This is a genomic window from Paenibacillus nuruki (assembly GCF_963311185.1).
Taxonomy (GTDB): domain Bacteria; phylum Bacillota; class Bacilli; order Paenibacillales; family Paenibacillaceae; genus Saccharibacillus; species Saccharibacillus nuruki.
In genome coordinates, this window is the sequence record NZ_OY725677.1 from 3528234 (window position 1) to 3553721 (window position 25488).

At 39.4% G+C, this 25488-nt stretch carries 18 protein-coding genes; 3 read left to right on the forward strand and 15 right to left on the reverse strand.

What is annotated here, in order from left to right:
- Window positions 1–2: 2 nt before the first annotated feature.
- A complete protein-coding gene (locus RCP16_RS15650; RefSeq protein WP_308640757.1) occupies window positions 3–1907 on the reverse strand; it encodes a PfkB family carbohydrate kinase in 1905 nt (634 codons plus the stop codon).
- 314 nt (window positions 1908–2221) lie between these two features.
- Here RCP16_RS15650 and RCP16_RS15655 point away from each other — a divergent pair, with 314 nt between their 5' ends.
- Complete coding sequence (locus RCP16_RS15655) at window positions 2222–2677, forward strand: GNAT family N-acetyltransferase (RefSeq protein ID WP_308640758.1); 456 nt, start codon at window positions 2222–2224, stop codon at window positions 2675–2677.
- A 102-nt stretch (window positions 2678–2779) separates the two neighbouring features.
- Here the strand turns inward: RCP16_RS15655 and RCP16_RS15660 are convergent, their stop codons facing one another.
- Window positions 2780–3805 (reverse strand): LacI family DNA-binding transcriptional regulator, encoded by a 1026-nt coding sequence (locus RCP16_RS15660; RefSeq protein ID WP_308640759.1) that lies wholly within the window; start codon window positions 3803–3805, stop codon window positions 2780–2782.
- 212 nt (window positions 3806–4017) lie between these two features.
- Here RCP16_RS15660 and RCP16_RS15665 point away from each other — a divergent pair, with 212 nt between their 5' ends.
- Together RCP16_RS15665 and RCP16_RS15670 are read left to right on the forward strand one after the other, a co-directional pair.
- Window positions 4018–4482: a MarR family winged helix-turn-helix transcriptional regulator gene (locus RCP16_RS15665; protein WP_308640760.1), complete on the forward strand. Its 465-nt coding sequence runs from the start codon at window positions 4018–4020 to the stop codon at window positions 4480–4482.
- 53 nt (window positions 4483–4535) lie between these two features.
- On the forward strand, window positions 4536–5873 hold the full coding sequence (locus tag RCP16_RS15670) for an SCP2 sterol-binding domain-containing protein (protein WP_308640761.1): 1338 nt from the start codon (window positions 4536–4538) through the stop codon (window positions 5871–5873).
- Window positions 5874–5887: 14 nt separating this feature from the next.
- Here the strand turns inward: RCP16_RS15670 and RCP16_RS15675 are convergent, their stop codons facing one another.
- The 13 genes from RCP16_RS15675 to purM all read right to left on the reverse strand — a co-directional run bounded on the left by RCP16_RS15675 (window position 5888) and on the right by purM (window position 25053).
- Window positions 5888–6445 (reverse strand): GNAT family N-acetyltransferase, encoded by a 558-nt coding sequence (locus RCP16_RS15675; RefSeq protein WP_308640762.1) that lies wholly within the window; start codon window positions 6443–6445, stop codon window positions 5888–5890.
- Window positions 6446–6494: 49 nt separating this feature from the next.
- Window positions 6495–7022, reverse strand: a complete 528-nt coding sequence (locus RCP16_RS15680) for a hypothetical protein (protein ID WP_308640763.1) — start codon at window positions 7020–7022, stop codon at window positions 6495–6497.
- A gap of 38 nt (window positions 7023–7060) precedes the next feature.
- Window positions 7061–7501, reverse strand: a complete 441-nt coding sequence (locus RCP16_RS15685) for a hypothetical protein (RefSeq protein WP_308640764.1) — start codon at window positions 7499–7501, stop codon at window positions 7061–7063.
- A 392-nt stretch (window positions 7502–7893) separates the two neighbouring features.
- Window positions 7894–8277 carry an immunity 22 family protein gene (locus tag RCP16_RS15690; RefSeq protein ID WP_308640765.1) on the reverse strand — a complete coding sequence of 128 codons (384 nt, stop codon included), beginning with the start codon at window positions 8275–8277 and terminating at the stop codon, window positions 7894–7896.
- Between the two features lie 702 nt (window positions 8278–8979).
- Complete coding sequence (locus RCP16_RS15695) at window positions 8980–9387, reverse strand: hypothetical protein (protein WP_371748109.1); 408 nt, start codon at window positions 9385–9387, stop codon at window positions 8980–8982.
- A 3-nt stretch (window positions 9388–9390) separates the two neighbouring features.
- Window positions 9391–10071 carry a zincin-like metallopeptidase toxin domain-containing protein gene (locus tag RCP16_RS15700; RefSeq protein WP_308640766.1) on the reverse strand — a complete coding sequence of 227 codons (681 nt, stop codon included), beginning with the start codon at window positions 10069–10071 and terminating at the stop codon, window positions 9391–9393.
- 118 nt (window positions 10072–10189) lie between these two features.
- Entirely contained in the window at window positions 10190–10672 is a 483-nt protein-coding gene (locus tag RCP16_RS15705; RefSeq protein ID WP_069328602.1) for a hypothetical protein, read from the reverse strand.
- A 1-nt stretch (window position 10673) separates the two neighbouring features.
- Complete coding sequence (locus tag RCP16_RS15710) at window positions 10674–19241, reverse strand: RHS repeat-associated core domain-containing protein (protein ID WP_308640767.1); 8568 nt, start codon at window positions 19239–19241, stop codon at window positions 10674–10676.
- The gene (locus tag RCP16_RS15715) at window positions 19241–19963 is read right to left on the reverse strand and encodes an RHS repeat domain-containing protein (protein ID WP_308640768.1); all 723 of its coding nucleotides are present in this window, start codon (window positions 19961–19963) and stop codon (window positions 19241–19243) included. The genes RCP16_RS15710 and RCP16_RS15715 overlap by 1 nt, the downstream gene beginning before the upstream one ends.
- A gap of 363 nt (window positions 19964–20326) precedes the next feature.
- On the reverse strand, window positions 20327–21601 hold the full coding sequence (gene purD / locus RCP16_RS15720; RefSeq protein WP_308640769.1) for a phosphoribosylamine--glycine ligase: 1275 nt from the start codon (window positions 21599–21601) through the stop codon (window positions 20327–20329).
- Between the two features lie 204 nt (window positions 21602–21805).
- Window positions 21806–23353, reverse strand: a complete 1548-nt coding sequence (purH, locus tag RCP16_RS15725) for a bifunctional phosphoribosylaminoimidazolecarboxamide formyltransferase/IMP cyclohydrolase (RefSeq protein WP_308640770.1) — start codon at window positions 23351–23353, stop codon at window positions 21806–21808.
- 33 nt (window positions 23354–23386) lie between these two features.
- Window positions 23387–24010, reverse strand: coding sequence for a phosphoribosylglycinamide formyltransferase (gene purN / locus RCP16_RS15730; RefSeq protein ID WP_308640771.1), 624 nt, complete (start codon window positions 24008–24010; stop codon window positions 23387–23389).
- A complete protein-coding gene (gene purM, locus RCP16_RS15735) occupies window positions 24010–25053 on the reverse strand; it encodes a phosphoribosylformylglycinamidine cyclo-ligase (RefSeq protein ID WP_273593170.1) in 1044 nt (347 codons plus the stop codon). Before purM ends, purN begins: the two co-directional genes overlap by 1 nt.
- Window positions 25054–25488: the final 435 nt, after the last annotated feature.

A 25488-nucleotide genomic window follows, 5' to 3' on the forward strand; every position in this document is an offset into this window, starting at 1 on the left:
GTTTATTTCACTCCTTCCAAAGATGGGTCTTGACTTGAAGTATGCTCAACTATTCCATCTGCTGGTGATACATATCTTGGCTGATGCTCGATAAATTGCTGTAATTCATGCTCAGTAGGATATCCTTCATGATCACCGATGGATTGGACTGCTAATGCACCGATCGCACACCCTCTGGTAATCGCTTGTTCGATGGTAAGTCCAGCTAACCAACCGCTAACCGTTCCAACAGCAAATCCATCGCCTGCACCAACTGTATCTATCACATGGTCTACCATAAATCCGGGTACAATACCTTCTTGCTCCTGACTGCGGTAATATGCACCAGATGGACCTAATTTGACGACAACCATTTTCACCCCTTGCTTCAGATAAAAATCGGCAATTTCTTCAGGTACTGCTGATCCTGTTAATATCTGCCCTTCTTCAATACCCGGTAACACGATGTCTGCTTGAATAGCAAACTGATTAATCGTCTGGATCATCTCCGCTTCACTATTCCACAATGTTGGACGCAAGTTAGGATCAAATGAAATGCTTCTATCGTTATCACGCATATGTTGAATAACATGCTGAGCGAATTCACGATTAGTATCTGATAATGCCAAAGGAATCCCTGTCATATGCAAATGGCGTGCTGATCTAAAATAAGAAAGATCGAGATTCTGGATACTCATCTGACTTGCTGCTGATCCACGACGAAAATATTGTACTTGCGGGTCACCGCTGATCACTTTGGATTTGAGCTGAAATCCTGTAGGGTGTTCTGAATCTACATGTACATGATCCAGATTGACATGCTCATTTGCTAATTGTTGTTGTACAAATGTGCCAAAAGCATCGGCTCCTACCTGACTTGCCCAACCCGAGCGAAGACCTAGACGAGCAAATCCGATCGCTGCATTGGCTTCTGCTCCAGCTAGTCGTTTACTAAATAAAGACACATTGTGCAGATCACCTACTTCTTCGGCTACAAACATCGTCATCGCTTCGCCAAAAGTAACAATATCCAGTGATGTGTTATCACTTTTGGTAGGTAAGGTGGATGATGTTAAAAGCTCATTTTTATCTACTTTAGCGGTATCTGTCGTAGTATCCATCGTATGATGGCTCCTTCCTGCTGTGCGTAGTACATGATTGTAATACTCAATCTGTGTATCATCTGATAATGTAAATTCTATCGCCCGCCATGCTTGATTCGGAAGAATTTCGATGACTTGACGCCATAATGCTTGTTCCTCTGTCGGTAAAGGAAGCGTTAAATATCTATTCTCTTGCTGAACCGAATGCTTAGCATGAATATATGCCACATAAGGTGCTAACTGCCGGGCAGCTTGAAGAGCATCATGTCCTGTATATAACCAGTTGCCAATATCAAAAGTCATCCCGATCGAATACAGTGGCGAATGCGCTTGCAAAATAGCTAATTGTTCAAAAAAGCAAAGCAACCGTGCAGGATCACCACCCTCTAGCGTCTGATCATTTTCGATCCATAATTGCAAACTAGAGGTTGAATCCTGATTAGCAAAAAACTGATCAAGACTTGCAAGAAGTCCTTCTATAGACGACTGTGTAACTTCATAATGACCGAGTGACAATTTGACTGCGTCTGCTCCTAATTGCTGTGCTTCTCTCAAAGAACGATAAAGAATGTCTTGATCTAGCAAATGAGTATCTTGCCATAACGATGCAGGTACCGAATAAACAGTATATGCAAGATTTGCTTGCTCAATCGCTTGTCTGCATCGATCTAACGGCAATAACAGATCAGACTCTACAAACCATTCACGCCGAATCTCTATACCCTCCGCTCCAATCTCAGCAATACGTGTCGCCACTTGTGCTTGAGGTACTTTGCTATGAACAACATCTGCAAATACAGATGTGGGGATAATGGTAGTGGTCATCGATGTGTACTCCTTTCAGCTTTTCGCATTCGTATAATAAAGATGTCTGTTATTTCACTATTCATCTGTAAGATATTCATTCATTTCACTTATAAAAGACTTTTAATAAATCGGTTTAGTAAATCGGTTTATGAAGTGAGTATAATCCAATCATTTTAGAAATACAAGCCTTTTTGTAAACGTTATCTGTATTTATATGGTAAAAGGTACTTTTGAACTAATCGTACTATCCCAGATGAGTTATTACATATTAATTTGTATATTTATGCATAATAGTGTATATTAATCTCTTATACATAAAGGAGATGATTGTATTGGAATCTATACCTACTGTTATCCGTCAAGCAACAAGTACAGATGTAGACGCATTGACCACTATTATGAATGAATACATCGGAGACTTTTATCAAAAGCCGAAGCCTGCTGTAGAAAAGCTTCACTATCTGATCCATACGTTATTGGAATTGCAATTAGGGGTTCAATTTGTAGTCGAGCAAAATAATCAGACTGTAGGATTTGCAACATTGTACTTCTCATTTAGCTCAATCAAAGCAGAAAAAGTGACCATTATGAACGATCTATATCTGCAAGAACATTTACGAGATACGGAAGTTGAAGTTCAATTGTTTAAGCACTGTCACAAATACACTCAAGATCATGGATTTGCTCATATGAGCTGGGTAGCGGCTCCACATAATACGCGTGCTCATCGCTTTTTCGATCAAATGGGATGTACACGAATCGATTGGATTGATTATATGATCGTGTAACGCAAAAAGAGACTGCTCAAGATCTGTAACTGTGATCTGAAGCAGTCTCTTTTATATCATTACAATATATATATTTAAAAAGCTAAAAGCGTACTATTCATTTTATTGTATATTAATGACTTGGGCAGAAGACTCTCGAATCATCAATGTACAGGTAAATTGCTTTTCTTGTATCGCTGGAGGTTCTTGCCCAGTACTCTCTGCGGAGATCGAAGCAATCAACATTTCTGCGGCTTGTCTGCCCATATCATGAGAAGGCTGAACAATCGTAGATAATGTAGGGGTCAATAACTCTGCAAATGGAATATTATCAAACACAATCAAAGCCATATCTTGCGGAATCTGCAACTGATGTTCTTTGAGAAAAGCTAGTACTTCTAGCAAGACTAGATCATTTCCAGCAATAATCGCAGTTGGTAATTGGTGCTGATCTGCCCATGCACTTAATTGGTGTCGTAGTTGACCAACTTCATCCGAGATTATCATCGGTGTGATCTGCGGTAACTTTTCCTGCATCGCCCTTGTATATCCTTGAACCCGTTCTACCCGAGTCGAAATCATTAAAGGTGCCGTTAGCATCGCAATCTGTTGGTGCCCGCTAGTAATCAAGTGCTCTGTTGCCGTATAGGCGGCTTGTTCATTGTCGACTACTACACGATTGACCTGTACGCCTTCAAGCTTCCGATCTACAAATACCAATGGGAATCCTTCTTGAACTAACTTCTGGTACAACGGTTTTAACTGACCCGATGGAAAAGCAATTACACCATCGACTTGTTTGGAACGCAGTAATTCCAAATCTTCTCGTTCTCTTGCTTCATCTTCATCTGTATTGCAAAGGATCACACTAATGCCTTGTTCTCGACAATAACTCTCGATCCCCCGACAAACTTCTAATGAAAATTGGTGCAACATATTCGCCACGATCACACCAATAGTAAATGTACGTTTTTGTTTTAAACTACGTGCTAGCACATTGGGACGATAATCCAATGCTTGAATCGCCATAGCTATTTTGTCTTTGGTCGTACTGCTCATATATTCATAACGCCCGTTTAGATACTGGGAGACTGTACTTTTGGATACTCCTGCTTCACGAGCCACATCTGCCATTGTCATTTTCGCCATAGTTACTGCCCTTTCTCTATGATCCGAGTGTAGTTAAAGATGCACATACGGATAGGGTTAATCTATGATTGAATATTATCATAGCGTAAGGATTTATTGTAGCACAACCATCTACATTTTAAGAATAAGATCATCCTGATCTATAGATAGGATATACAAGTAAAGATCATCATTATATTGACATCAACAAATATGTGTATATACTCATATTTATGACAAAACAACATTCAATTTCCGATTTTCCAGAGAAAATCGATTATACCACAATGTGTGCTTGCTTGAATTTTAGAAAAGCTTCGCGATTTATTACGAGTTTATATGATGAATATTTAAGACCTGTCGGGATCAGAGCTACACAGTTATCTTTGCTAATGGCACTTGAACAGACTGGCTCTGTTACTATTACTTCTCTAGCCGAAGTACTTCTTATGGATCGTACTACTTTACCACGCGATCTAAAGCCTCTTGAGAGAAACGGCTGGGTATCTATTACAGAGGGAAAGGATCGTCGAAAACGTTTTATTGCTTTAACACCTGAAGGTAAAGAACTTCTCGACCATGCACTTCCATTGTGGGAACAGGCACAGACCCGTGTTCAAGACTATATGGGTGAGACACGTTATACAGGTTTACTTGGTCAATTGTCTGATATTGTTAAGCTAAATAGAGAAAATTAATTTTTTTTAATCAAAAAGGTGTATATACACCTAATTAAAAGGAGCAGATAAACATGGCTGATATGAAAAAACATCCTACGGTTCTGCGTTACTATGAATCCGCCGCACAATCCCCTACTCTTGACAATGAAACACTTGATTATGATTGGATACGCGAATTATGTCTTGAAGCTGGAGCAGATGATGTGGGAGTGATCTCTATCGAACGCTCCGAATTGGATGATCAGCGTGAGGATATTCTATCTGTATTTCCACATGCCAAAACGATGATCAGTTTCGTTTCCAGAATGAATCGAGAACCGATCCGTACCCCTGCACGCTCTCTTGCTAATATTGAATTTCATCACACTGGAGATAAGGTAGCCGACACATCCCATAACATCGTATCTGCCTTAGAAGCACGAGGAGTACGAGCTTTAAATGCAGCTATGGGTTTCCCGATGGAAATGGATAAGTTTCCTGGTAAAGCATGGGTGGTTTCACTCAAACCTGTTGCCGTTGCCGCAGGATTAGGTAAGATGGGCATTCATCGTAATGTGATTCATCCGAAGTTCGGAAATTTTATTCTTCTTGGTGCTATTATACTAGATGCTAAAGTCAACAAAGAAGATCGACCGATTGATTACAATCCATGTCTGGAATGCAAGCTTTGTGTGGCTGCCTGCCCTGTGGGTGCGATTGGTGCAGATGGACAATTTAACTTTTCATCATGCGCTACACATAATTATCGTGAGTTTATGGGCGGTTTTAGCGATTTTGTAGAAACGATTGTAGACAGCAAGAACACGAAAGAATTTCGGAATGAAGTTCCTGCAACAGAATCCGCTTCATGGTGGCAAAGTTTGAGTTTTGGCGCTAACTACAAAGCCGCTTATTGCTTATCCGTTTGTCCTGCTGGCGATGATGTCATCGGACCATTTCTGCAAAATCGTAAAGAATTTATGAATGATATCCTGAAGCCATTGCAAACCAAAGAAGAGACGATATATGTTATCCCTGGCTCAGATGCAGAAGCACATGTTCAAAAACGTTTTCCCCATAAAACAGTCAAACGTGTTGGGAATGGACTTATACCAAATTCGATCAGTCTTTTGGTCACCCTGATGCCTCATGTATTTCAACCTAATCAAGCCACCGATGTAAACTGTACGTATCATTTCACATTCACCGGCAATGAAACGAGACAAACCACATTCGATATTCGCGATAAAAAGCTTCAGGTTACCGACGGTCTTCATGGCAAACCCGATATTCAGATTACAGTAGATAGCAAAACATGGCTTAAAATTGTGGCGAAAGAAAAAAATGTAGGCGTAGCATTACTAACAGGCAAACTCAGATTCAAAGGCAATCCCAAATTGTTAATCAAATTTGAGAAATGCTTTGCTTAATGAACATATCTTATTCAAAGTTTCTTTTTGTTTGATTCGTTGGAGTGTTTTCGATATTCTTTTGCCAATATAGAGTAAAGATAGGAATCATGAAATTCGCCTTTATAATACCAGTGTTCACGCATCATGCCTTCACGTGTCATTCCGATCTTTTGCATAACTTTCTCAGAAGCTCTATTAGCCGGACGACAAGTAGCATAGATTCGATGTACATCCAATGTCTCAAATCCATAAGTGAGTATAGCTTGAGCCGCTTCTGTCACATAACCTTTGCCCTGATGATCAGGGTTCAGTACATAACCAATCTCAGCATTCGTCTGGTGAACATGAATACCAATCCCGCCGATTAACGTCCCTTCATGCTGGAGGCAAATGGCGAATTCATAATCTTGACGAGACGATTGCTGTTGTTGAGCGATCACTTCTTTCACATACGCTTGAGTATCTGCTTCAGTATTTGGCCCCCATGCTGTGTGCTGTGTGACTTCAGGTAATTGAGTATAAGTATGTATCGCTTTCCAATCGGTATCTTGTATTTCTCGAATAACTAGTCGCTGTGTTTCTAAGTGCATAAGGTACTCCTCCATCTTAGTATAGGCTCAAATGCAGATATTATTTACCCTATCTGTAAAATAAATTATTCCCATCTATTATCCAATAACAATAGATTTCAGGAACATCTTTAATAAAATCTTTATAACTTCCAATCCATCCATCGGGTACATATAATTCATAAGAAGCAGGTTCAGGATAGTAAGATATCAATTCTTTCTGATCGAAATTAATGTATAAAGAAGGGGACATGTCTAACATATCTACATGTGTGTCTTGTTTCAATATATTTTTGAGTTCTTCTACTTTAACTTCACTATCTATAATTTTCTCTAAAAATTCTTCAGCTGTCTCCTCGTTAACTACAGGAATATTAAATCTTTCCGAAAAGTCATTGGGATTAGGGATATCAAAACCATTTTCAAGATAAGCAGAAATTAATTTTTTGAAATCTAAAAACCATATTTCCTTATCTTTAACAAACCATTTGTAAGACTTCATGTATTGAACTAAAACTATGATATTTTCTGCATACTTCGGCTGATTCTTCACTTTATGTGCTCCTTGATCCAAAGTGTTCTTTTCTTTAGTTTTCATTAAAGCATATCATTAATTGGATGACATCAAATAAGATTTTATTTTATATTCGATACTACGTCCATACCATAGACTTCAAAATAGGAAGTATCAAATGGGCGAATTTCGATTTCAGCTTCGGGATGCTGTAAGCCTTCATCTTCTTCTGTATCTGGTAAACGATCAAAGTTCCATTCTACATGTTTGCCCTTCTTAATGCCTATGAACACTCCTGAATAGAACTGAATGATCTCATTTGCTTTTTGGATCAATTCTTCTGTATTTAGAAATTTCGAATATTCATCCGGAAATAATTCTTTAACAACTTGATTGCTACTAGCAAGTACATCGAATGTAAACCAAACAAGATCCGAAGTTTCCTCTTTAATACAATTGATTATTTCAACAAGTTGTCCTCCTAAACAAATGTTCTCATTTCTGAAATACTTGTGGTCGAGTCTAAGTATAAATGGAGATTTTTTCAAATCATTATTATTCAATGAGTTCACTCCTTTTTATGATTCTATGTGTAACCTTGAAAGGCTTAGAACAAAGAATTACTTTTGATTGAGATTACTAATATTTCTTATTTTTAAGTCGTCACTAGCCATTCGATTATCTGCAAATAATTATTCACATATCTACCCTATTTTAGAAACCTTTCACGGTTCCCAAAATAGGGTAGATATAGACTACATTAGTCCATCGTCAATACTTCTACTCAGAACATTTCGATTTACAAAAATCTAGATCTCTGGATTATTGTACTCGCTCTTATAAGTTAATATATTATAAAATAACTATTACATTTTCTTTTTTTAAATTATAACTAAAAAAGAAAACAATTATGTTGATATCAACATAATTGTTTTTTATAAATAGAGCCAAAATACTATTTATATTTTATAGAACCTACAAATTGCAAATAATTCGATTGAATTGTAGCTTGGACAACTTCTCCATTATACTCAAAATTGTAAGGTAATATTGCTACATTGATATTCTCTGGCAATTCTTCTGTTACTTTTTTGAACTCTGAAATAACCTTATAATCGTAAGAAAATCCTTCTAACAATTCATAAAAATTATCCACTTTATTTTCATAATATTCTGCTTCTCTTAAATCTTCATCATATCTGATAATCTTAAAATATTCAGCAAATATTGATCTAATATAATCTCCTTCATCAGAATAAGAAGTAGTTAATAATCTATCTAATTCTTCAGCGTTTATCACCGTTCCTATCCATAAAGAAACAATTCCGTTTTTCTCCATTTTAACTCTCCTTCAATATCTCAATCTTCTGACAGGCTTCTATTCTAACCTCAAGACTATAGTTCGCCCAATTTTGCAACTTTCTTTTAAGAATATTATAGTCAGCAGAAGAATCAATAATCTCTAATAACTTATTATGTGTTTTAGTTTAACTTTTCCCACTATGTTTACTAATATGGTTAACAAATTCAGTTTCACTTATAAGTGTTCTCATCTCAGCGATCTAATCACTTGTTAACCCCACATCTTGAATATTTGCCCTCTATACCAAATGCCATTATGCAATCCTTCCGGATGTCTAAGTCAATCTTTTATAATATCTCTTAATTTTGAATTAGCCCATTTACATACACATAGCGGTTCATCCTCAGTCCGTCGCAATACTTCCACTCATGCCATATTGATTTGCAAAGCAATAATCTCAAAACTCTCTAGTACTTTTATCCACTTGAAAATCACTAAACGCATTATAGTGTTGCAATAAGATTATTGAATTATCTATAAATGTGGTTTAACAGTACCCTACACAATTTCATAGTCCATATTCATTTTTCTATACTTATTAGATTTCACACATTTGCTCTAAGCGATGCTACCATTTATTTTAAATCCTTTTATTAATTTTAAAAAAACTGTGAAAAGAAAAGAAACATGAAATGGCTGTTAGTCATTTCATGTTTCTTTTGTATAGCTTTATTATAATTATCTTAAATTAGCTGGATGACCATTTGCATCTAAGATGCCCAGTACTTTTTTATCTCGATCCGATACAATTAACGTGTAGTCTTCAAAAGTAAACGTACTTGGTGGCAGATCAACTGTCACTCTCCATGCTGGTCGAAGATCATCAAAATCTCGATCCTCTTCATTAATTCCAAACGTATAGGCTTCATCAAAAAACAAATTTTTAATTTGTTCATTCACAGTTCCATCCATCTTTTTTTCTTGAAGATACTTTTTAGCAATTGCTATTGCTTCTTCTGGTTTTAATACAGTTTCTACAGTAATTTCTTCGACCCTACGATGATGTCTTGGAAAATTCCGATCTACTTCTTCAAGTATTTTCTTTAACTCTTCTTTAGTTCTATTATATCTTCTCAATTTATTCACCTTCTAATTATTATATTTTGAACGTAATCTATCAATGTATTCTTTTGAATGATTAATTGATGGTGTATCAAATAAATTTTCATTTTGCATCACTCTCGAAAATACATATTCTTCCCGTTCTAATCGATTAAGATTCATATAAGCTTCTTTTCCTATCGCTAACCATTGCTCTGCATGATATCCTTCATGATACAAATTAATTAAGCTTGGGTTTTTCTTGATCCATATTTCCCCGCTACCATAATCAAAGCCTGCTTCAAGCTCACCTCGAAGTACTTTTCCTTTCTTATCTACTTTGACATTAATTCCATATTGACCCCAGTATTGTTTAAACTGTCTAATTTCTTTTGTAAGAGCCAATGTTTCTTTTCTACTATTTTGTAACCTTTGTACATTTCTATAATCTATGCTCTCATTTAAAACTTCATCAGCACTATTTTTTTTGCTAAATTTACGAATAAGCCAGCTACCACCATCAATAGCACTCTTAGTTGCTGTCTTCCCAACGACTTTCCCGCCAGGTACAAAGCTAACTAATGTACCTACTCCAGTAGCAACTCGGTCTCCTACAGAAAGTTCTTGACCTGTCACATAATCCGTTCCAGTAAAGACTTCCTGTACACCTTTTACCGTTCCTAAAATAGGCACAGCATCCGCTAAGAAACTACCAACTGTTTTCAACATCTCATCACTATCTGTACTGAGTCCAAATGGATCTATATATGAAATGAGATTCCCATAATAAATACTCCTTCACAAAAAAACCTTGCAAAGCATGAAGCTACGCAAGGTTAAAATGATATTAATAGTTTTCTAATTCTTCCAATTGCAATTGAGCAATCTTTTTAAAAGGAGCATATAATGCTGCTATTTTCTTTTTAAAAGTAGCTTCTTCTGCTAAAAATATATTTCCTTCTAAATTAGTACTTAGTGCGTACCATTCTTCACATTCAATAGACGCACCTTCACCACCATCTGCCTCGTCTCCAGAATTTAAGAGTAATTCATAAATAGATAGTTTTCCTTCTAAATACATCAGGTAAAAATATCCAATTATTGCATCACTAGAAGTAATTTTATTTTCCATATCGGCTCTCTCCGAAATCAATAAATCACTAAGTGCATCACTTAACATTTCAATGCTATTAGATAGCGAAATACTAATCAACCAATCTTCTACTAATATCTGTTTCATAATGCGTTGGTCAGCCCAATTCTGCCAATCTTTCTTTTGATAATAACCACTATACGATATTGCAAAAAGATAATGGGCAATTGGTATCATATTACCACCTCGGAGTATCAGGATGAAGACCTGCATTATTCGGTCCATGTTGTGTAGGGTTTTGCCATGGATTAGGATGATAATGCGGACTCTCATGATGATGCGGCTTACCATGATTTGTATAATCATTATTTCCTATCCTTCTACCAAACTGATCATAAATTGTTTCTCTCTTGTACAATTCTCCAGTGTTACTTAACTTTTGATCTATAATGCTTCGTGTACCAGGTACAGCATAAGTTCTCTGCCTTGTGTTTGGATTTCCTTTATAATTTGGATTTATGTTCTGTTCCCAATATCGCTGATATCTAGAAGCTTCAGCAGCATCCATATCATCAAAAAAAGTTCTAGGAGTTTCTATCTCTTTAGCAAATAACTGCAAATTAACTTTTAGTGGTAACTTACTCGCTACTTGCTTTGTTTCATTCTTCCCAAACTGCTTAACAACCCAACTTCCAGCATCAATCGCCGCTTCGGTTCCATATTTCCCAACATACTTCGTTCCCGGAATTGGAATCAAGCCCGTTAATGAACCAATCCCATTGGCGACTCGGTCAGCTACAGACAATTGCTCACCTGTAATGTAGTTGACGCCCGTAATCGTTTCTTGGAAACCTTTCACGGTTCCCAAAACAGGAATCGCATCGGCTCCATAGCTTAATCCTGTTGCGAACCAAGAATCTCCATCTGCACTCAGTCCAAATGGATCAATATACGAAATTGGGTTCCCATTCACATACGCATAGCGGTTCATGGTTAGTCCATCGTCGATACTTCCACTCAATACATCTCGGTTCACAAAGCGCTTGATCTCTGGATTGTAGTACCTTGCTCGCATCTGGTACAATCCGTTCGGATCGGTCATAACTCCGTCGCGTCCGTTGTATTGGAACGGTTGCTCGGTAGTTCCTTCGTGTCCTAACGATTCACCATAGGTACCGTAGCTGTACGTATCGGTGAGTTGTCCCTTAGCATCGGTTAATGCGAGTGTACTTCCTCGACGGTCGTAGTGGTAGCTTTGGTACGCTCCATTCGCATCTTGGCGTCCGATCAAGCCATTACCGTACACATACCATGCGGTTGGTTTGCCTGTTCCATCGGTTTCCATCAACACTTGAGACAACACAGCTTCGGGATTGATCACATATTTCGTGGTCGTTCCGTTAGTGGTCATCGACGTGCGATGATTTTCGTGATCGTATCCGTATTGTATCCCACCGGCTTCCACCAGACGGTTACGTGCATCGAAGGTATAGTTTTGCATCTGTCCAGCCAGTGGACCGACCAACATATTTCCTTCGGCATCATATTTCACTGCTTCACCATTGACCGTAGCTAGACGATTGTCTGCACTGTACGTCATCGTCATATCGCCTGTACCGTATACATCTGCGGTTACACTGGCTGGCTGTGTGTATGCATCGGTTTGAACATCGGATGAGACATTGTCTGTGGTTTGTGGTAATCCTTCGCTTTGAATCATCACATCTTCAAGCGATGGAGATAATCCAGGGCCATAGACATCGGCTATAACAGTATTCAGATCGGCATTGATATCGCCACCGTCTTCATTCGTCACTTGTCCAACCTGATCATACGTGTAATTGTATTCATACAATACCGTTCCATCTGCTTGCAAGTCTTTCAATGTCAATACTTGTCCTGCGGCATCATACGTACGAACTTCTTTCGTTCCATCTGGACGTGTTGTCGATAATAAGCGACTATTCGCATCATACGTATAAGAAGTTTGGCGTCCTGCCCAGTCTGTTACTGTCGACAATCGACCATTGGCTTGATACGTATAGGATACTTTTTTGCCATCTGGATACGTAAGTCCTGTTAATTGTCCTGCGGCATCGTACGCATACGAAATGCTCTGTCCATCTCCATTGGTGAACGATTCAACACGGTTCAATTTGTCATAGTTACGTACCAATACTTCACCGTTGCTGCCTTTAACCGAAGTGATATTTCCATTAGCATCATAGTCATACGATACACTACCCGCTTCATCGGTAAATTGGCTCAAATTCCCTGCGGCATCGTAGCTATATTTACTGTTGCGACCATTTTTATCGGTATCGCTACCTAGTAATCCTACATTGTTGTACGTGTAGCTATGGTTGCCCCCTGCTTCGTCTTGCTCTGAAGTCAGACGTCCAAGCAGATCGTACTGATATTTGGCACGATTACCATTAGCATCTACCATTTGAGTAATCTGGCTAAACGCATCGATTGTCTGCGATGTACTGCCTTGAATCGCATCTTTAACCGATGTTAATTGGTTTTTACGATCATATCCATAGGTCGTTGTGCGTTTTAATGGATCGACTGATTGGGTTAACTGATTAAGATCGTTGTATGTGCTTGTATACGTATAGCCTAGCGCATCTGTCATTTTGACCGGATTACCTGCGGTATCGTATTCGACTGTATACATTTTGTGATTGAGTGCATCATACGCTTCGATTGGACGACCTAACTTATCGTAGGCATATTTCACTGTTGCACCTGCGGCATTGGTCTCTGTCATCAGACGACCTGCGGCATCATACGTAAATGAACTCTTACGACCTAACGGATCAGTGACAGCTGTCATATTGCCTTCGCTATCATAAGTGATCGAAAGTGTTCCACCCAGTGCATTACGAACCGCTGTTAATTGTCCATTAGCATCATAGGTGTAGCTTGTCGAATTACCACGTGCATCGGTAACACTTGCTAGATTGTCTTGACGATCATACGTGTAGCTGATTTTATTTTTGAGCGGATCAATCATACTGATTAATTGATCATTATCATTATAAACAGCTTGGGAAAGGTTACCTTCTGCATCGCTTTGAGTCGTCATGCGACCTGCGGCATCGTAACCCACTTTCATAATCTCGCCTGTAGAAGCAGTCACCGTATCCAATTTATAGCCATTATAGCTATAGATCGTCTTCCCGCCACGCGGATCGGTTGCTGCTGTTAACATGCCTTTGTCATTGTACTCATACGATACTTTATAACCTTCGGTATCGGTTGTACTGAGCAGACGACTATTGGCATCATACGTGCTTGTAATGCTATTGCCATCAGGTCCTGTTGCTTTGAGCAAATTCCCTTTGGCATCGTAGGTCAAAGTCATCGATAGACCGGATGGATCTGTATTTTTGGTCAAATTCCCTTTGCTATCGTATTCGAACTTCGCTGTCTGACCTAGCGCATTCGTAATACTGGTACGATTGCCTTGAGCATCATAGGTGTAGCTTGTTTTTTCGCTATTACCATCTTGAACTTCAACCAATTGATAATTGATATTATGCACACGTTTTTGAATATCACCGTTGCGATCTGTAATCGTCGTCGTGAGCATTCCGTCTGCATTGCTATAAGCAAATGTTGTTGGTTGATGTGCAGTGATTCCATCATTCTGACGCAATATTCTGCCTTTGCTATCGTACGCATTTGAGAATACAAGCTTGCCATCTAATGAACCTGTCACAATCTGATTATTTTTGTTATACGTATATTCTGTTTTGTGGCTTCCTGGATCGGTAAGTGTAATCAATCGACCGGTATCATCATAAGTAAATGTAGATGTACGACCCGCTTGATCGGCAACTGTCGCTACTTTACCGATAGCGTTGTAAGTGATGACTAACTTCGCTCCACTGGTCGGTTCCGTCACAGATAGTAACTTACCTGAACTATCATACTGCATCGTCATTGTAATGCCGCCACGTTCACCCATTGATTGCAGTGTTCCGTTAGCAGCGAAAATGTAATGTGTTCCATCATAACGGGTCAATGTGTATGTGCCGTTTGCATTTTTTTGCAATTGGTCATTACGTACTGCACGTTCAACAGGAGTGTAGGTAGCTTTATCACTATTTAGCATAAAGTTATTGGTACGGAAAGCATTCCAATATACCGTCATCTGACCTGTTGTATTGTTTTTACTCAAACGCATTTCAAAATTATGACTCCATCCTTTACCAAGACCCGCATTACCTTGTAAAAGAGCATAATACTGAGCTTGGAAAGGAATATCGACTGTTCCATGAGCAACCATCATCGTTTTATTGATAATTTGTGCTCCTGTAGAAGTGTCAACAGGATCTGCATAATACGTCTGTTGATCATAATCGGCTGGATCGATGGTTCCTACAGAAGGATTCACTACTGGCGGTACAGGAACTGGAGTCGTTGTTGTGACTTCCATTTTGAAAGAACCATATGGACTATAAAGTTCATATGTGGTTGTACCCGTATTACGAATCACAGTCGTATTGCCTGCTCCGATCGTAACTGTACCTGAACCTGTTTGTTCTTCCCCTTGCTCTGTCCAGTAACTAAACTTACTACCTACATTAAGTGCACGCGCATGATCGTGTACATTGGTTGCTTTGACCATCGTATTCGGTGCTAATGTGTAAAGTGATAGTGCCGGAGTGTCCTGATCTTGGAAATTAAAATGATCTTTATTTCCATTAACCAGTGTATTGGACGCTTGTTGCCCTGTAAGAATCGCATAACCACCTGCTGGAACAGATACCGAATTACCGGTTGTTTTGCGATCATACTGAACAGGTTTGCCTGAAGCATCATATACGGCCACATCGTACTTACCATCTACAGATAATGTAGCTGAACTGCTTGATGTATTGGTCGCTTTCATCGTCTGATCCATCGTCAATGTTTTGACTAACAGATCATCGCCTTGTGTCACTTTGATCGCTTCTGTCGGTGCATAGACTGTAATAGGTGCTACATCTACATTCGTTACAACCAGACGTGATGAAGCAGGAACGTCGTGATAACTAGCTGTTGTTCCTGTACTCGAAATGGTGAGTTTGCCATTCGCATTGTACAGTTGATAACTATGATTACCTGCTAATTTAACAAAAAAGTTGCCTGGCGAAATATTACGGATTGAATAGCTTTCGCCGACTTCAAGCGTTTTGATCGTTACAGGTTTACCGCTCACTGTTGTCATTTTGTAGGCATCGTACGAACCTTGAACCGTTACATTAGCTGTACCTGATGCTGCAACAACAAGACGATCTCCTTTGGTCATCGCTTGCGAAAGCAGTTCGTCCCAACCGTACTCACGCACTTCTTTATTGGCTTTGTACTGTGCGTAATCATACGGATTACCATTGAAATATAAAAACATTTGATTCAGTGCATTTTGTTCAAATGCTATAGACTCATTCGTAGATAACGTTTTGGTAAAAGTAACTGGATTACTTCGGTCCGCTAACTGGAACGACTCGAAAGGACCATATACCACATTGTAGATCGTATCACTATTTTGAATGGCTATTTTGGCCTTAGGATCTAGTGTTTGTGAAGGTGTTCCACTTAATCCATGACTATATTGTTTTAGTGCACCCGTACTATCATACGTTGCCATATCATAGATTTGCTCGATAATTAATCGAGAAGGAATACTATCTATATTGGTCGCTTCTAGACTTTGAGCGGGTGCTAATGCTTTTTTCATCAACGCTGGGTTCGTACGATTAGCGATCTTAAACGCATCATAAGAGCCTTCAATCATTACAGAATGCGCTGTTGGCGCTGTAATCGCAATGCGCTCTCCATGCTCTAGAAGTTCAACTCCACCCGATACTGCTCGTCCTAATCCATCGACTCCACCAGTTGCATCTCGTTTGACATAGTCGTAGATATTATCTACAGCGTTGAGATACACGTTAAACGATTTGGATGGTTGTGTATTGGTAATATCTACATTCTCATCGGTATTCAGTACCTTCTGGAATGTGACGGGATTGGTACGCGGTATTACTTTAAATGTGTCATACGCTCCGTATACCAAACCGGGAGTTGCATCTACATTTTGTACAGCGACACGTTCACCTGTCGCTACCACTTGTACAGCCGAACCAGTATGGTTACGACCATATTCACTTAATACATCATTTGAAAATAAAGCAGAATCATAATTGACCGTCAGACGTACTTGCCCTGACTTAGTACCTGTATATTGAGCTTCGATACTTTCACGCTTCGATAATACTTCTTCAAACAAAGCAGGATTCGTACGTGCTTGTATCGTGAATGCATCATAAGGCCCTTCTACTGTTAAATCTGTTGAAATCACATTGGTGACCGACATACGATTAGATGTCAGCAGGCTTTTGGAAGAACTGGTTTCTTTTCTTCCCATTTCGATCGATTGCCCTGCTTGATACTCTGCAAAATCATACGTTCCATTAGGATAAATGAAGAATGTTTTGCTTGTTTTATTCGTGAAGTCTAGACTTTGTTTTGTAGATAATGTTTTCTTGAATGTGACTGGATTGGTACGGTCTTTACCTGTAAATAATTCAAAAGCCGCATATGCATCAATTGTTTTTACATCCGTATTCATGACAGCTAAGCGTTGATTAGGATCTACAGAACGGTACGTTGTAGTGGTACCACGGTAATAGCTGTTAGGCTGATCTGTTGTATCATAATCCATCAAGTCATGTTTACCTGTAAAATAAACCGTTTCATTGGCTTTATCTTTGTTAATAAACTCGGCACTCTGATTAATAGCTAATTGCTTCACCAGTAGTGCAGGATCGCTACTCGATTGAGCCGTTGTTACATCATAAGGACTCAAAATAACAAGTTGACTGCTTCCAGCATTCGTTAGCGTCACTCGTTCTCCATTATAAAAAGGTAATGATTTGGCGACACGATCATGATCTAGTGAGCGTAATGTATCATCTGCACGATAACTCGCTTGATCATATATTCCATCCGTAAACATACTGAACAGCGCCGGACTGGTATTTGTTAATTTCGCACTTTGTCCTGCATTGAGATAACCTTTGTATAAAGCAGGTTCAGCGCGACTGCTGATATCAAATGCGTCATAAGGACCGGATACCGTCATCGCTTGATTACCACTATTGGTGGTGATCATTTTCTCATCTTTGCTAATCAGATGTCTTGCACTTACGATCGGATTATCAAAATCATCAACTTTATTATTATCTTTTTTGTAGACAGCATAGTGATGTTGCCCACTTGCATTGATATAGAATGAATAATTAGAGGTGTTGATTGTTTTTAATGTTTCGCCTACATTCAGTACACGATTAAACGTGACGGGTTGCGTACGAGCAGTCGCTACAAATGCTTCATAAGGAGCATGGATACTTGTGTTTGTATTGCTGTTACTGGTATTGGTAATAGCTACTTTTTCACCTGGATCAGGATAAATATTTGAAGATTTCACTACAGGTGCATACTCATTAATGCCTGCACTATCATACAGAGCATAATCAAATTCACCAGATACAAATATTCCTGTTTTGGTAGGCGATACGTTTTTAATTTCTACCGAATGGCCTGGAGAAATATCTTGATCCAATAAAGCAGGGTTAGCTGAATCGGATATCACTGAATTCAATTTAGGAATCTTAATCTTAATTGATTGTGTATTAAAAGCAGGATTGGTAATCACAACATAGTTACCATTTCCCATAATGTAGTTAGCACTTGTATTTAAAATATCGTAACTATCTACAGCGCCATTGGATTTGTACTCTGCAATCTGGAAACCATTGCCTATATCATCGGTTAACAGTTTCATGGTATCGCCAGAGTTGTTAAGCACTTTAATACTTTTGCCGGGTGCTAACGTTTTGGTAATCATCGGCGGTTCAACTTGGGTTGTGGTATAGAATGCAGGAGATGCACCTGTAACCAACATAGAAGCATCGCTAGGATTAGTCAAAACGATACTTTGCCCTGCTTTAACATATTTAGTTGGAGTCTTGGTTACTCCTGATGAAGCCAGTGTTCCATCCTCATCAAAGATTGAAAATTCATAATTATCTGTGCCGTCAATATACACATAGAAGTTTTTGGTCGTATTATTAGTTGCTTGTACAGAACCACCTTTAGTTAGATTGTATCTGAAATCAGCTGTTGAACTAGTTCCAGTAATATCTATCGGAATGGTTGGACCTACAATTTCGAATGCTACATTGTCACGGTTAGTAACAAGAATAGTGCCACCCTTTTCGACAACTTCTCCTCCACCCGTATCTTTACGAGTGAAAGAAGAAACAATCAATTCTCCATCTGCACTATAATGAATATTCGAGTTAATACCACCAATATCAACCGATAAAGAGTAGTCTAAATTACCATTTTTCACATAAGCGCTAGCTCCCGGTTGTACAGAATATCGAGTCAGTGCTTTAAAAATTTGAGACGAGAGTTGAAATGTTTTACTTTTCATATCTATTGTCATATTAGAAGACGAATTATTCGTTATTCGCACGGTCTGATTAATAGATAAAGTAATTGGAACATATGCTGTTTTAGTATAGAAACCAGATACATCTCCGCTTGCTAAGTACTTTACATAATCATAATTGGTACCTGTCACATAAATAGTTGCAGAGGAAGAAGCTGTATATGTAAAATCCATTGTTCTTCCAGGACCTAATGTATATACGCCGGTCTCCGCAGAAGCAGAATTCATTTTGAACCCTGCGACTACAGCAAATAAAACAACAAACAATAAGGCTAACCGTAGATATTTATTTTTCATTAACGGTTATCCCCCTGTGATGTCTGTTCAAATGTACGATCAGCAAATCCGGCTTGTGCTGTACCATTTGATTTGAGCAGAACAATCTGCAAATGAACACGGGCTTTGACCGCTTGTGCTGGAGCTTTTAAGTTGGCACCGTACGTATGCCAGTCTGTATTTTGCTTGAGGTTCAAAATGTTGTTGTAATGCACTAATTTATTGTTTTTATCATAATAATTGATGATGACTTGCACGACAGCATCTTTTACATTTTGGGTCTGTACCCACCCATTATAAGAGTAAGCTTGCCCTGCTTTCACAGAAATATCACGATAAATATTCGCAGCGCCTGTACGTTTAGACGATACTTCGATCCATTGTGTGTTCATCATAGAAGAAGAGGAATGGTATACATCGCTTGCTACGGTAGTGTCGCCATACACATTATGTACAACTGATTGAGGTATTGTGGTGGTTGTAGGTGCGTATACATCTTCTGTTGCTGTACGATAACTCGCTTTGATTCCTTTTGTAGCATAAGCTGTCCAACCTGTCATCACATTGGACGTTTGACGTAATGACTTACTGCTAGTACTGGATTTGACACTTAATATATTTCCACCTTGATCATACGTATATGTGGTTTGCTTGCCATCTTTAGTAACTGAAGTGACTCGACCTAGATCATCATATTGATATTCTGCTGCATACATTAGTGGAGCTGTAAGTAACATACTCATCATACTTATGGCTATCATTGTGCTAATCTTTCTCATTTTTTTCGCTTCTCTCCCTTTTGAATATCTGTAACTCATACAACTTAGTTAGCATATTTTGCACGGTGACTACTTCTTTATTCACCCTCCCTTTGTTAATGACAATCTTCTTTAGATTTATTATATCTTTTCCTTAAAAAGAATAGACCTTACTATCTAATCAATATATGGCAATTCAGTCAACAATATTATGGAAAATAACCGTAAATTTTCTGTAAAATATGTTATACCATCATTTTATATTTCACAGTCTTAATTAGTTGTTACAATAAAAGTATGTAGCCAATAAAAAAAGCCGTCTTTTTTAACTCAGACGGCTTATCTATTTTATTGATCTTGCATCGCTTTAGCCGCAATATCACTACGCTGATGCTTACCTTCAAATGTAATCTTTTCAGCATGTTCATACGCTTTGGCACGTGCTGTTGCAATATCTGTTCCTAATCCTACAACACCCAGTACACGTCCGCCATTGGTCACCACTTCACCATTTGTGCTTAATGCTGTACCTGCATGAAATACCAGTGCTTGCTCATCTGTATGTTCTAGCCCACTAATCGGCAATCCTTTAGCATAAGCAGCAGGATAACCTCCTGAAGCAAGGATTACACATACAGCGGCTTGCTCACTCCACTGGATCTCAATATCGGCAAGTGTACCATTTATCGTCGCTAGGAAAATCTCTAGCAGATCACTTTGTAGACGTGGTAAGACCACTTGCGTCTCAGGATCACCAAAGCGTGCATTAAATTCAATCGTTTTGGGCGTGCCATCTGGTGAGATCATCAATCCTGCAAATAATACTCCGCTAAATGAACGACCTTCGGCAACCATCGCTTTGGCAGTTGGAAAAATAATCGTCTCTATTGCTTCATCAATAATACTTTGTTGGATATGTGGTAACGGCGAATAGGTTCCCATTCCACCTGTATTCGGACCTAGATCGTTATCATATGCAGGCTTGTGATCTTGCGCCGCCGCCATAGGACGAACCGTTTCTCCATCAACAAAAGCTAAGATCGACATTTCTTGTCCAGCCAAAAATTCTTCAATCACTACTTTACTGCCTGCTTCACCAAATACTTTATCTTGCATAATCGACTGTAACGCATCGACCGCTTCGTCCATACTGTGCGCAACCGTTACCCCTTTACCTGCGGCAAGTCCGTCGGCTTTGATCACGATAGGCATCGATTGTTGTTGAAGATACTGAAGAGCAGACGGATAATCATCGAACTTTGCATAAGCGGCTGTTGGAATATTGTATTTATGAAGTAAGTCTTTCATAAAGGTTTTGCTACCTTCGATAAGTGCTGCATTTTTACGAGGACCGTATACTGGAATTTGACGATGTTCAAAAACATCTACAATCCCATCAGCTAGTGGATCATCTGGACCGATCACAACCAAGCCTACTTTTTGTTCTTCCGCAAAATCAGCTAATTTCTCAAATTCATTCACTTGAATCGGTACACATTCCGCTAGTTGTGCAATGCCTGCATTTCCAGGAGCACAGTAAATTTTATCTGCTTTTGGACTTTGGGCAAGCGACCAGATGATTGCATGCTCACGTCCTCCACCACCAACCACTAAAATATCCATCACGTCACGCTCCTTTACTATAGAGAAGGATTTTTCAAGCCAATAAAACAACAGACCGAACAAGAAAAATTCGGTCTTTTTTGTTGCGTATTGCAAGCGAATTTATAGAAGTACAAACATTGTTTTATAACTATCTATCATCCGATTCTGTAGTATTTCTCAGTGAATCTATTTCCATTTGTGCCAAATCATATTCCTATACGATTAATGTTTGAAATGACGTACGCCTGTGAATACCATAGCGATACCATATTCATTAGCCATTTTGATTGATTCTTCGTCTTTGATCGATCCACCCGGTTGAATAATCGCTTTGATACCTGCTTTGGCTGCCAATTCGACCGTATCGCCCATTGGGAAAAAGGCATCTGAAGCAAGAATAGCTCCGTTTGCTTTCTCTCCTGCTTGTTCGATCGCAATTTTAGCGGCTCCTACACGATTCATCTGACCTGCACCTACGCCAACGGTCATATCATCGGCTGCTAATACGATCGCATTGGATTTCACATGCTTCACGACTTTCCATCCGAATAACAATTGCTTCAATTCTTCTCCAGAAGGAGAACGGTCAGTGACGACTTTTAGATCATCTGTTGTAATCGAATGTACATCACTTTCTTGTACGACCATACCGCCTTCAATCGTAGTCACCACATGTTGCGATGTACGTGCTTCCGATGAAGTCAATTCGCCCATTTTCAGCAAGCGAATATTTTTCTTTTTCGTCAAAATTTCTAATGCTTCTGGTGTGAAATCTGGGGCAAGTACGATTTCTAGGAAAATCTCACTGAGCGGTTGCGCTGTTTCTGCATCAATTGTACGGTTAGCTGCTACAATCCCACCGAAAATCGAAGTTGGATCTGCATTGTATGCTTTGTTGTATGCTTCAGCGATTGTCTCGCCTACGCCTACTCCGCAAGGATTCATATGTTTGACAGCCACGACAGCAGGTTCTGTAAATTCTTTAACAATTTGTAGAGCCGCATTGGCATCATTGATATTGTTGTAAGATAACTCTTTGCCATGAAGTTGCTCCGCAGTCGTCAGTGTACCTGCTGGTGCCATAGGCTTACGGTAAAAAGCTGCTGCTTGATGTGGATTTTCGCCATAACGAAGATCTTGAATCTTCTCATATGTTACTGTGTAACGCTCTGGCAAAGGATCACCTAATACATTGCACAGATAATCAGAGATTAGAGCATCATATGCCGCAGTATGGCGGAATACTTTAGCTGCTAGACGTTTACGTGTATCCAGTGTTGTATCCCCTTCTGCACGTACTTCTTCTAGCACTTGCGCATAGTCATTAGAATCTACGACTACACTCACAAACTTATGATTTTTAGCAGCACTACGCAACATCGTAGGTCCACCAATATCAATATTTTCTATCGCATCTTCATAAGCTACATCTGGTTTGGAGATCGTTTCTTGGAAAGGATACAGATTCACAACGACCAGATCAATATATCCCAATTCCAAATCTTTCATTTGCTGTTGGTGTTCCGCGCTATCTCGAACTGCCAACAGACCACTATGTACTGCCGGATGTAATGTTTTGACACGACCATCTAGAATCTCAGGAAATCCAGTTACTTCTGAAATACCAATCACTGGTACTCCTGCTTCAGCAAGCAGATTTTTAGTCCCACCTGTCGAAATAATTTCAACACCCAATTGAGACAACTCGCGGCAAAAATCAACCACACCTGCTTTGTCAGACACGCTCACTAGCGCTCTTTTGATACTCATGATGGATTTATTCCTCCTTTAATTTGAAAAAAGTTATGTTTCCACAATCACTTGTCGTCCTTCAAGCGTGACTTTACCTTGTGCAATCTGAGCCACCACTTGTGGATACAATTTCCGTTCAATCTCATGTATCCGTTCGGCTAGCGTCTCTGCTGTATCGTGTGGCTGTACTTCTATAGCTTGTTGCGCCACAATCGGCCCTGTATCCATGCCATTATCTACAAAATGAACCGTAATCCCTGTTAATTTCACACCGTATGCTAGTGCCTGACCTAATGCATCTTTTCCTGGAAAAGCAGGCAATAAAGACGGATGTACATTGATCATCCGACCCATATAAGGATTCACGATTGTCGGTGTAAGCAAACGCATATAGCCTGCCAACACAATCAGATCAATCCCCCGGCGTTCCAGTTCAGCTACAATCTCTATTTCATACTGTTCACGACTACTGTATTCTTTAGGGCGAAAAACATACGTATCTACACCCGCTTGTATCGCACGTTGAACCACAGGGGCTTGCGGTTTATCTGAAACTAACAATTCGATCGTTGTTGCTTCTATTGCACCGAAATACCCCTTTTGCCATGCATCGACCATCGCTTGAAAATTAGTGCCTTCTCCTGAAGCAAAGACAGCAATTCGAAAAGGCTTCATTACACATCGACTCCGGTAAATGTCACAACTTTGGTTCCTTCATGCACACTGCCAAGTCTGTATGCAGTCTCGCCTTGTTCTTTGAGAACTGCTAATGCCTGTTCTGCTTGATCCGCAGCAACTACAATCACCATACCGATACCCATATTGAATGTCGTAAACATATCTTTGTGGCTAATACCGCCCTTAGCTTGCATCAATTGAAAAATAGGCAAGATCGGCCAGCTTCCGTATTCGATATCAACATTCACATTTTCAGGCAACATCCGTGGAATATTTTCGATAAATCCGCCACCTGTAATATGTGCCATCCCTTTGACTTTAACCGCTTCTTGTAACGCAAGTGTTGATTTAACATATATTTTAGTAGGCTCTAGCAATACATCTCCAAGTACAGCACCATCAAGTTCTGCTACCGTATCTTTGAGATCATATCCACCATCTTCAAGTAACAATTTACGTACCAGTGAGAAGCCGTTACTGTGTATGCCACTAGAAGCTAAGCCTAGTACGACATCACCAGATGCGATTTCACTACCTGTGATCACTTTGGCTTTATCTACGATACCTACGGTAAATCCAGCAATATCATATTCACCTTCCGAGTACATTCCTGGCATTTCAGCTGTTTCGCCACCGATCAAGGCACATCCTGCTTGACGACATCCATCAGCAATACCGGATACAATCGCTTCGATCTTTTCAGGAATCACACGATCACATGCTAGATAATCAAGGAAAAACAACGGTTCTGCACCTTGTACCACGATATCATTCACACACATGGCAACAGCATCGATACCAATCGTGTCATGTTTATCCATCGCAAAAGCAAGCTTCAGCTTCGTGCCGACACCATCCGTACCAGATACGAGTACAGGCTCATCATATTTATCTTTGTTCAGGCCAAACAATGCACCGAAACCACCAAGTTCTGTCATCACTTCCGGGCGAAACGTTGTTTTAACGTGCTTTTTCATCCGTTCTACTGCTTCATTCCCTGCCGCGATATCGACCCCGGCACTTTTATAGGCTTCTGACACTGTACATCGCACCTTTCGTTTGGGCTTAGGAAATGGGGTTGCGGGTAGAAGAGTTGGTGAGCTACAGCGCTGCGAGGAAAAGGTTGTTCTATCGTCGCTGTTAAGATTGGATATCTTGATAGGACTGCTGGGCAGTCGATATCCAACCTTAGCTTATGCTTCCGATGTAGTTTTCTATCGAAAACTTGTAAGGCGAGCGCTTCGCTCTTTCGAACAATCCTTTTCCTCTCCGCTTGAGCGTGGTTCAACTTTTCTAAAAGCAGACCCTAATTCTCTAAGGTTGTTTTGGTAATGTAGTGAGGCTCTACTTCGTAATCGCTGGTTGGATTGTATATAGGTTCGTAGTTGTTGCTTGTTGAACAAGTGTATATTTTTTAATTTAAATAGATATAGGTGATCTTTGAGAAATTGCTATTTATATTGAAAACTTAATTC

What these genes read in the sequence shown, in the direction of transcription:
- RCP16_RS15650 (WP_308640757.1), bottom strand. Translation starts at nt 1,907, where the DNA reads ATGACCACTACCATTATCCCCACATCTGTATTTGCAGATGTTGTTCAT.
- RCP16_RS15660 (WP_308640759.1), bottom strand. Translation starts at nt 3,805, where the DNA reads ATGGCGAAAATGACAATGGCAGATGTGGCTCGTGAAGCAGGAGTATCC.
- RCP16_RS15665 (WP_308640760.1), top strand. Translation starts at nt 4,018, where the DNA reads ATGACAAAACAACATTCAATTTCCGATTTTCCAGAGAAAATCGATTAT.
- RCP16_RS15670 (WP_308640761.1), top strand. Translation starts at nt 4,536, where the DNA reads ATGGCTGATATGAAAAAACATCCTACGGTTCTGCGTTACTATGAATCC.
- RCP16_RS15675 (WP_308640762.1), bottom strand. Translation starts at nt 6,445, where the DNA reads ATGCACTTAGAAACACAGCGACTAGTTATTCGAGAAATACAAGATACC.
- RCP16_RS15680 (WP_308640763.1), bottom strand. Translation starts at nt 7,022, where the DNA reads ATGAAAACTAAAGAAAAGAACACTTTGGATCAAGGAGCACATAAAGTG.
- RCP16_RS15690 (WP_308640765.1), bottom strand. Translation starts at nt 8,277, where the DNA reads ATGGAGAAAAACGGAATTGTTTCTTTATGGATAGGAACGGTGATAAAC.
- RCP16_RS15700 (WP_308640766.1), bottom strand. Translation starts at nt 10,071, where the DNA reads ATGTTGAAAACAGTTGGTAGTTTCTTAGCGGATGCTGTGCCTATTTTA.
- RCP16_RS15705 (WP_069328602.1), bottom strand. Translation starts at nt 10,672, where the DNA reads ATGATACCAATTGCCCATTATCTTTTTGCAATATCGTATAGTGGTTAT.
- RCP16_RS15710 (WP_308640767.1), bottom strand. Translation starts at nt 19,241, where the DNA reads ATGAAAAATAAATATCTACGGTTAGCCTTATTGTTTGTTGTTTTATTT.
- RCP16_RS15715 (WP_308640768.1), bottom strand. Translation starts at nt 19,963, where the DNA reads ATGAGTATGTTACTTACAGCTCCACTAATGTATGCAGCAGAATATCAA.
- purD (WP_308640769.1), bottom strand. Translation starts at nt 21,601, where the DNA reads ATGGATATTTTAGTGGTTGGTGGTGGAGGACGTGAGCATGCAATCATC.
- purH (WP_308640770.1), bottom strand. Translation starts at nt 23,353, where the DNA reads ATGAGTATCAAAAGAGCGCTAGTGAGCGTGTCTGACAAAGCAGGTGTG.
- purN (WP_308640771.1), bottom strand. Translation starts at nt 24,010, where the DNA reads ATGAAGCCTTTTCGAATTGCTGTCTTTGCTTCAGGAGAAGGCACTAAT.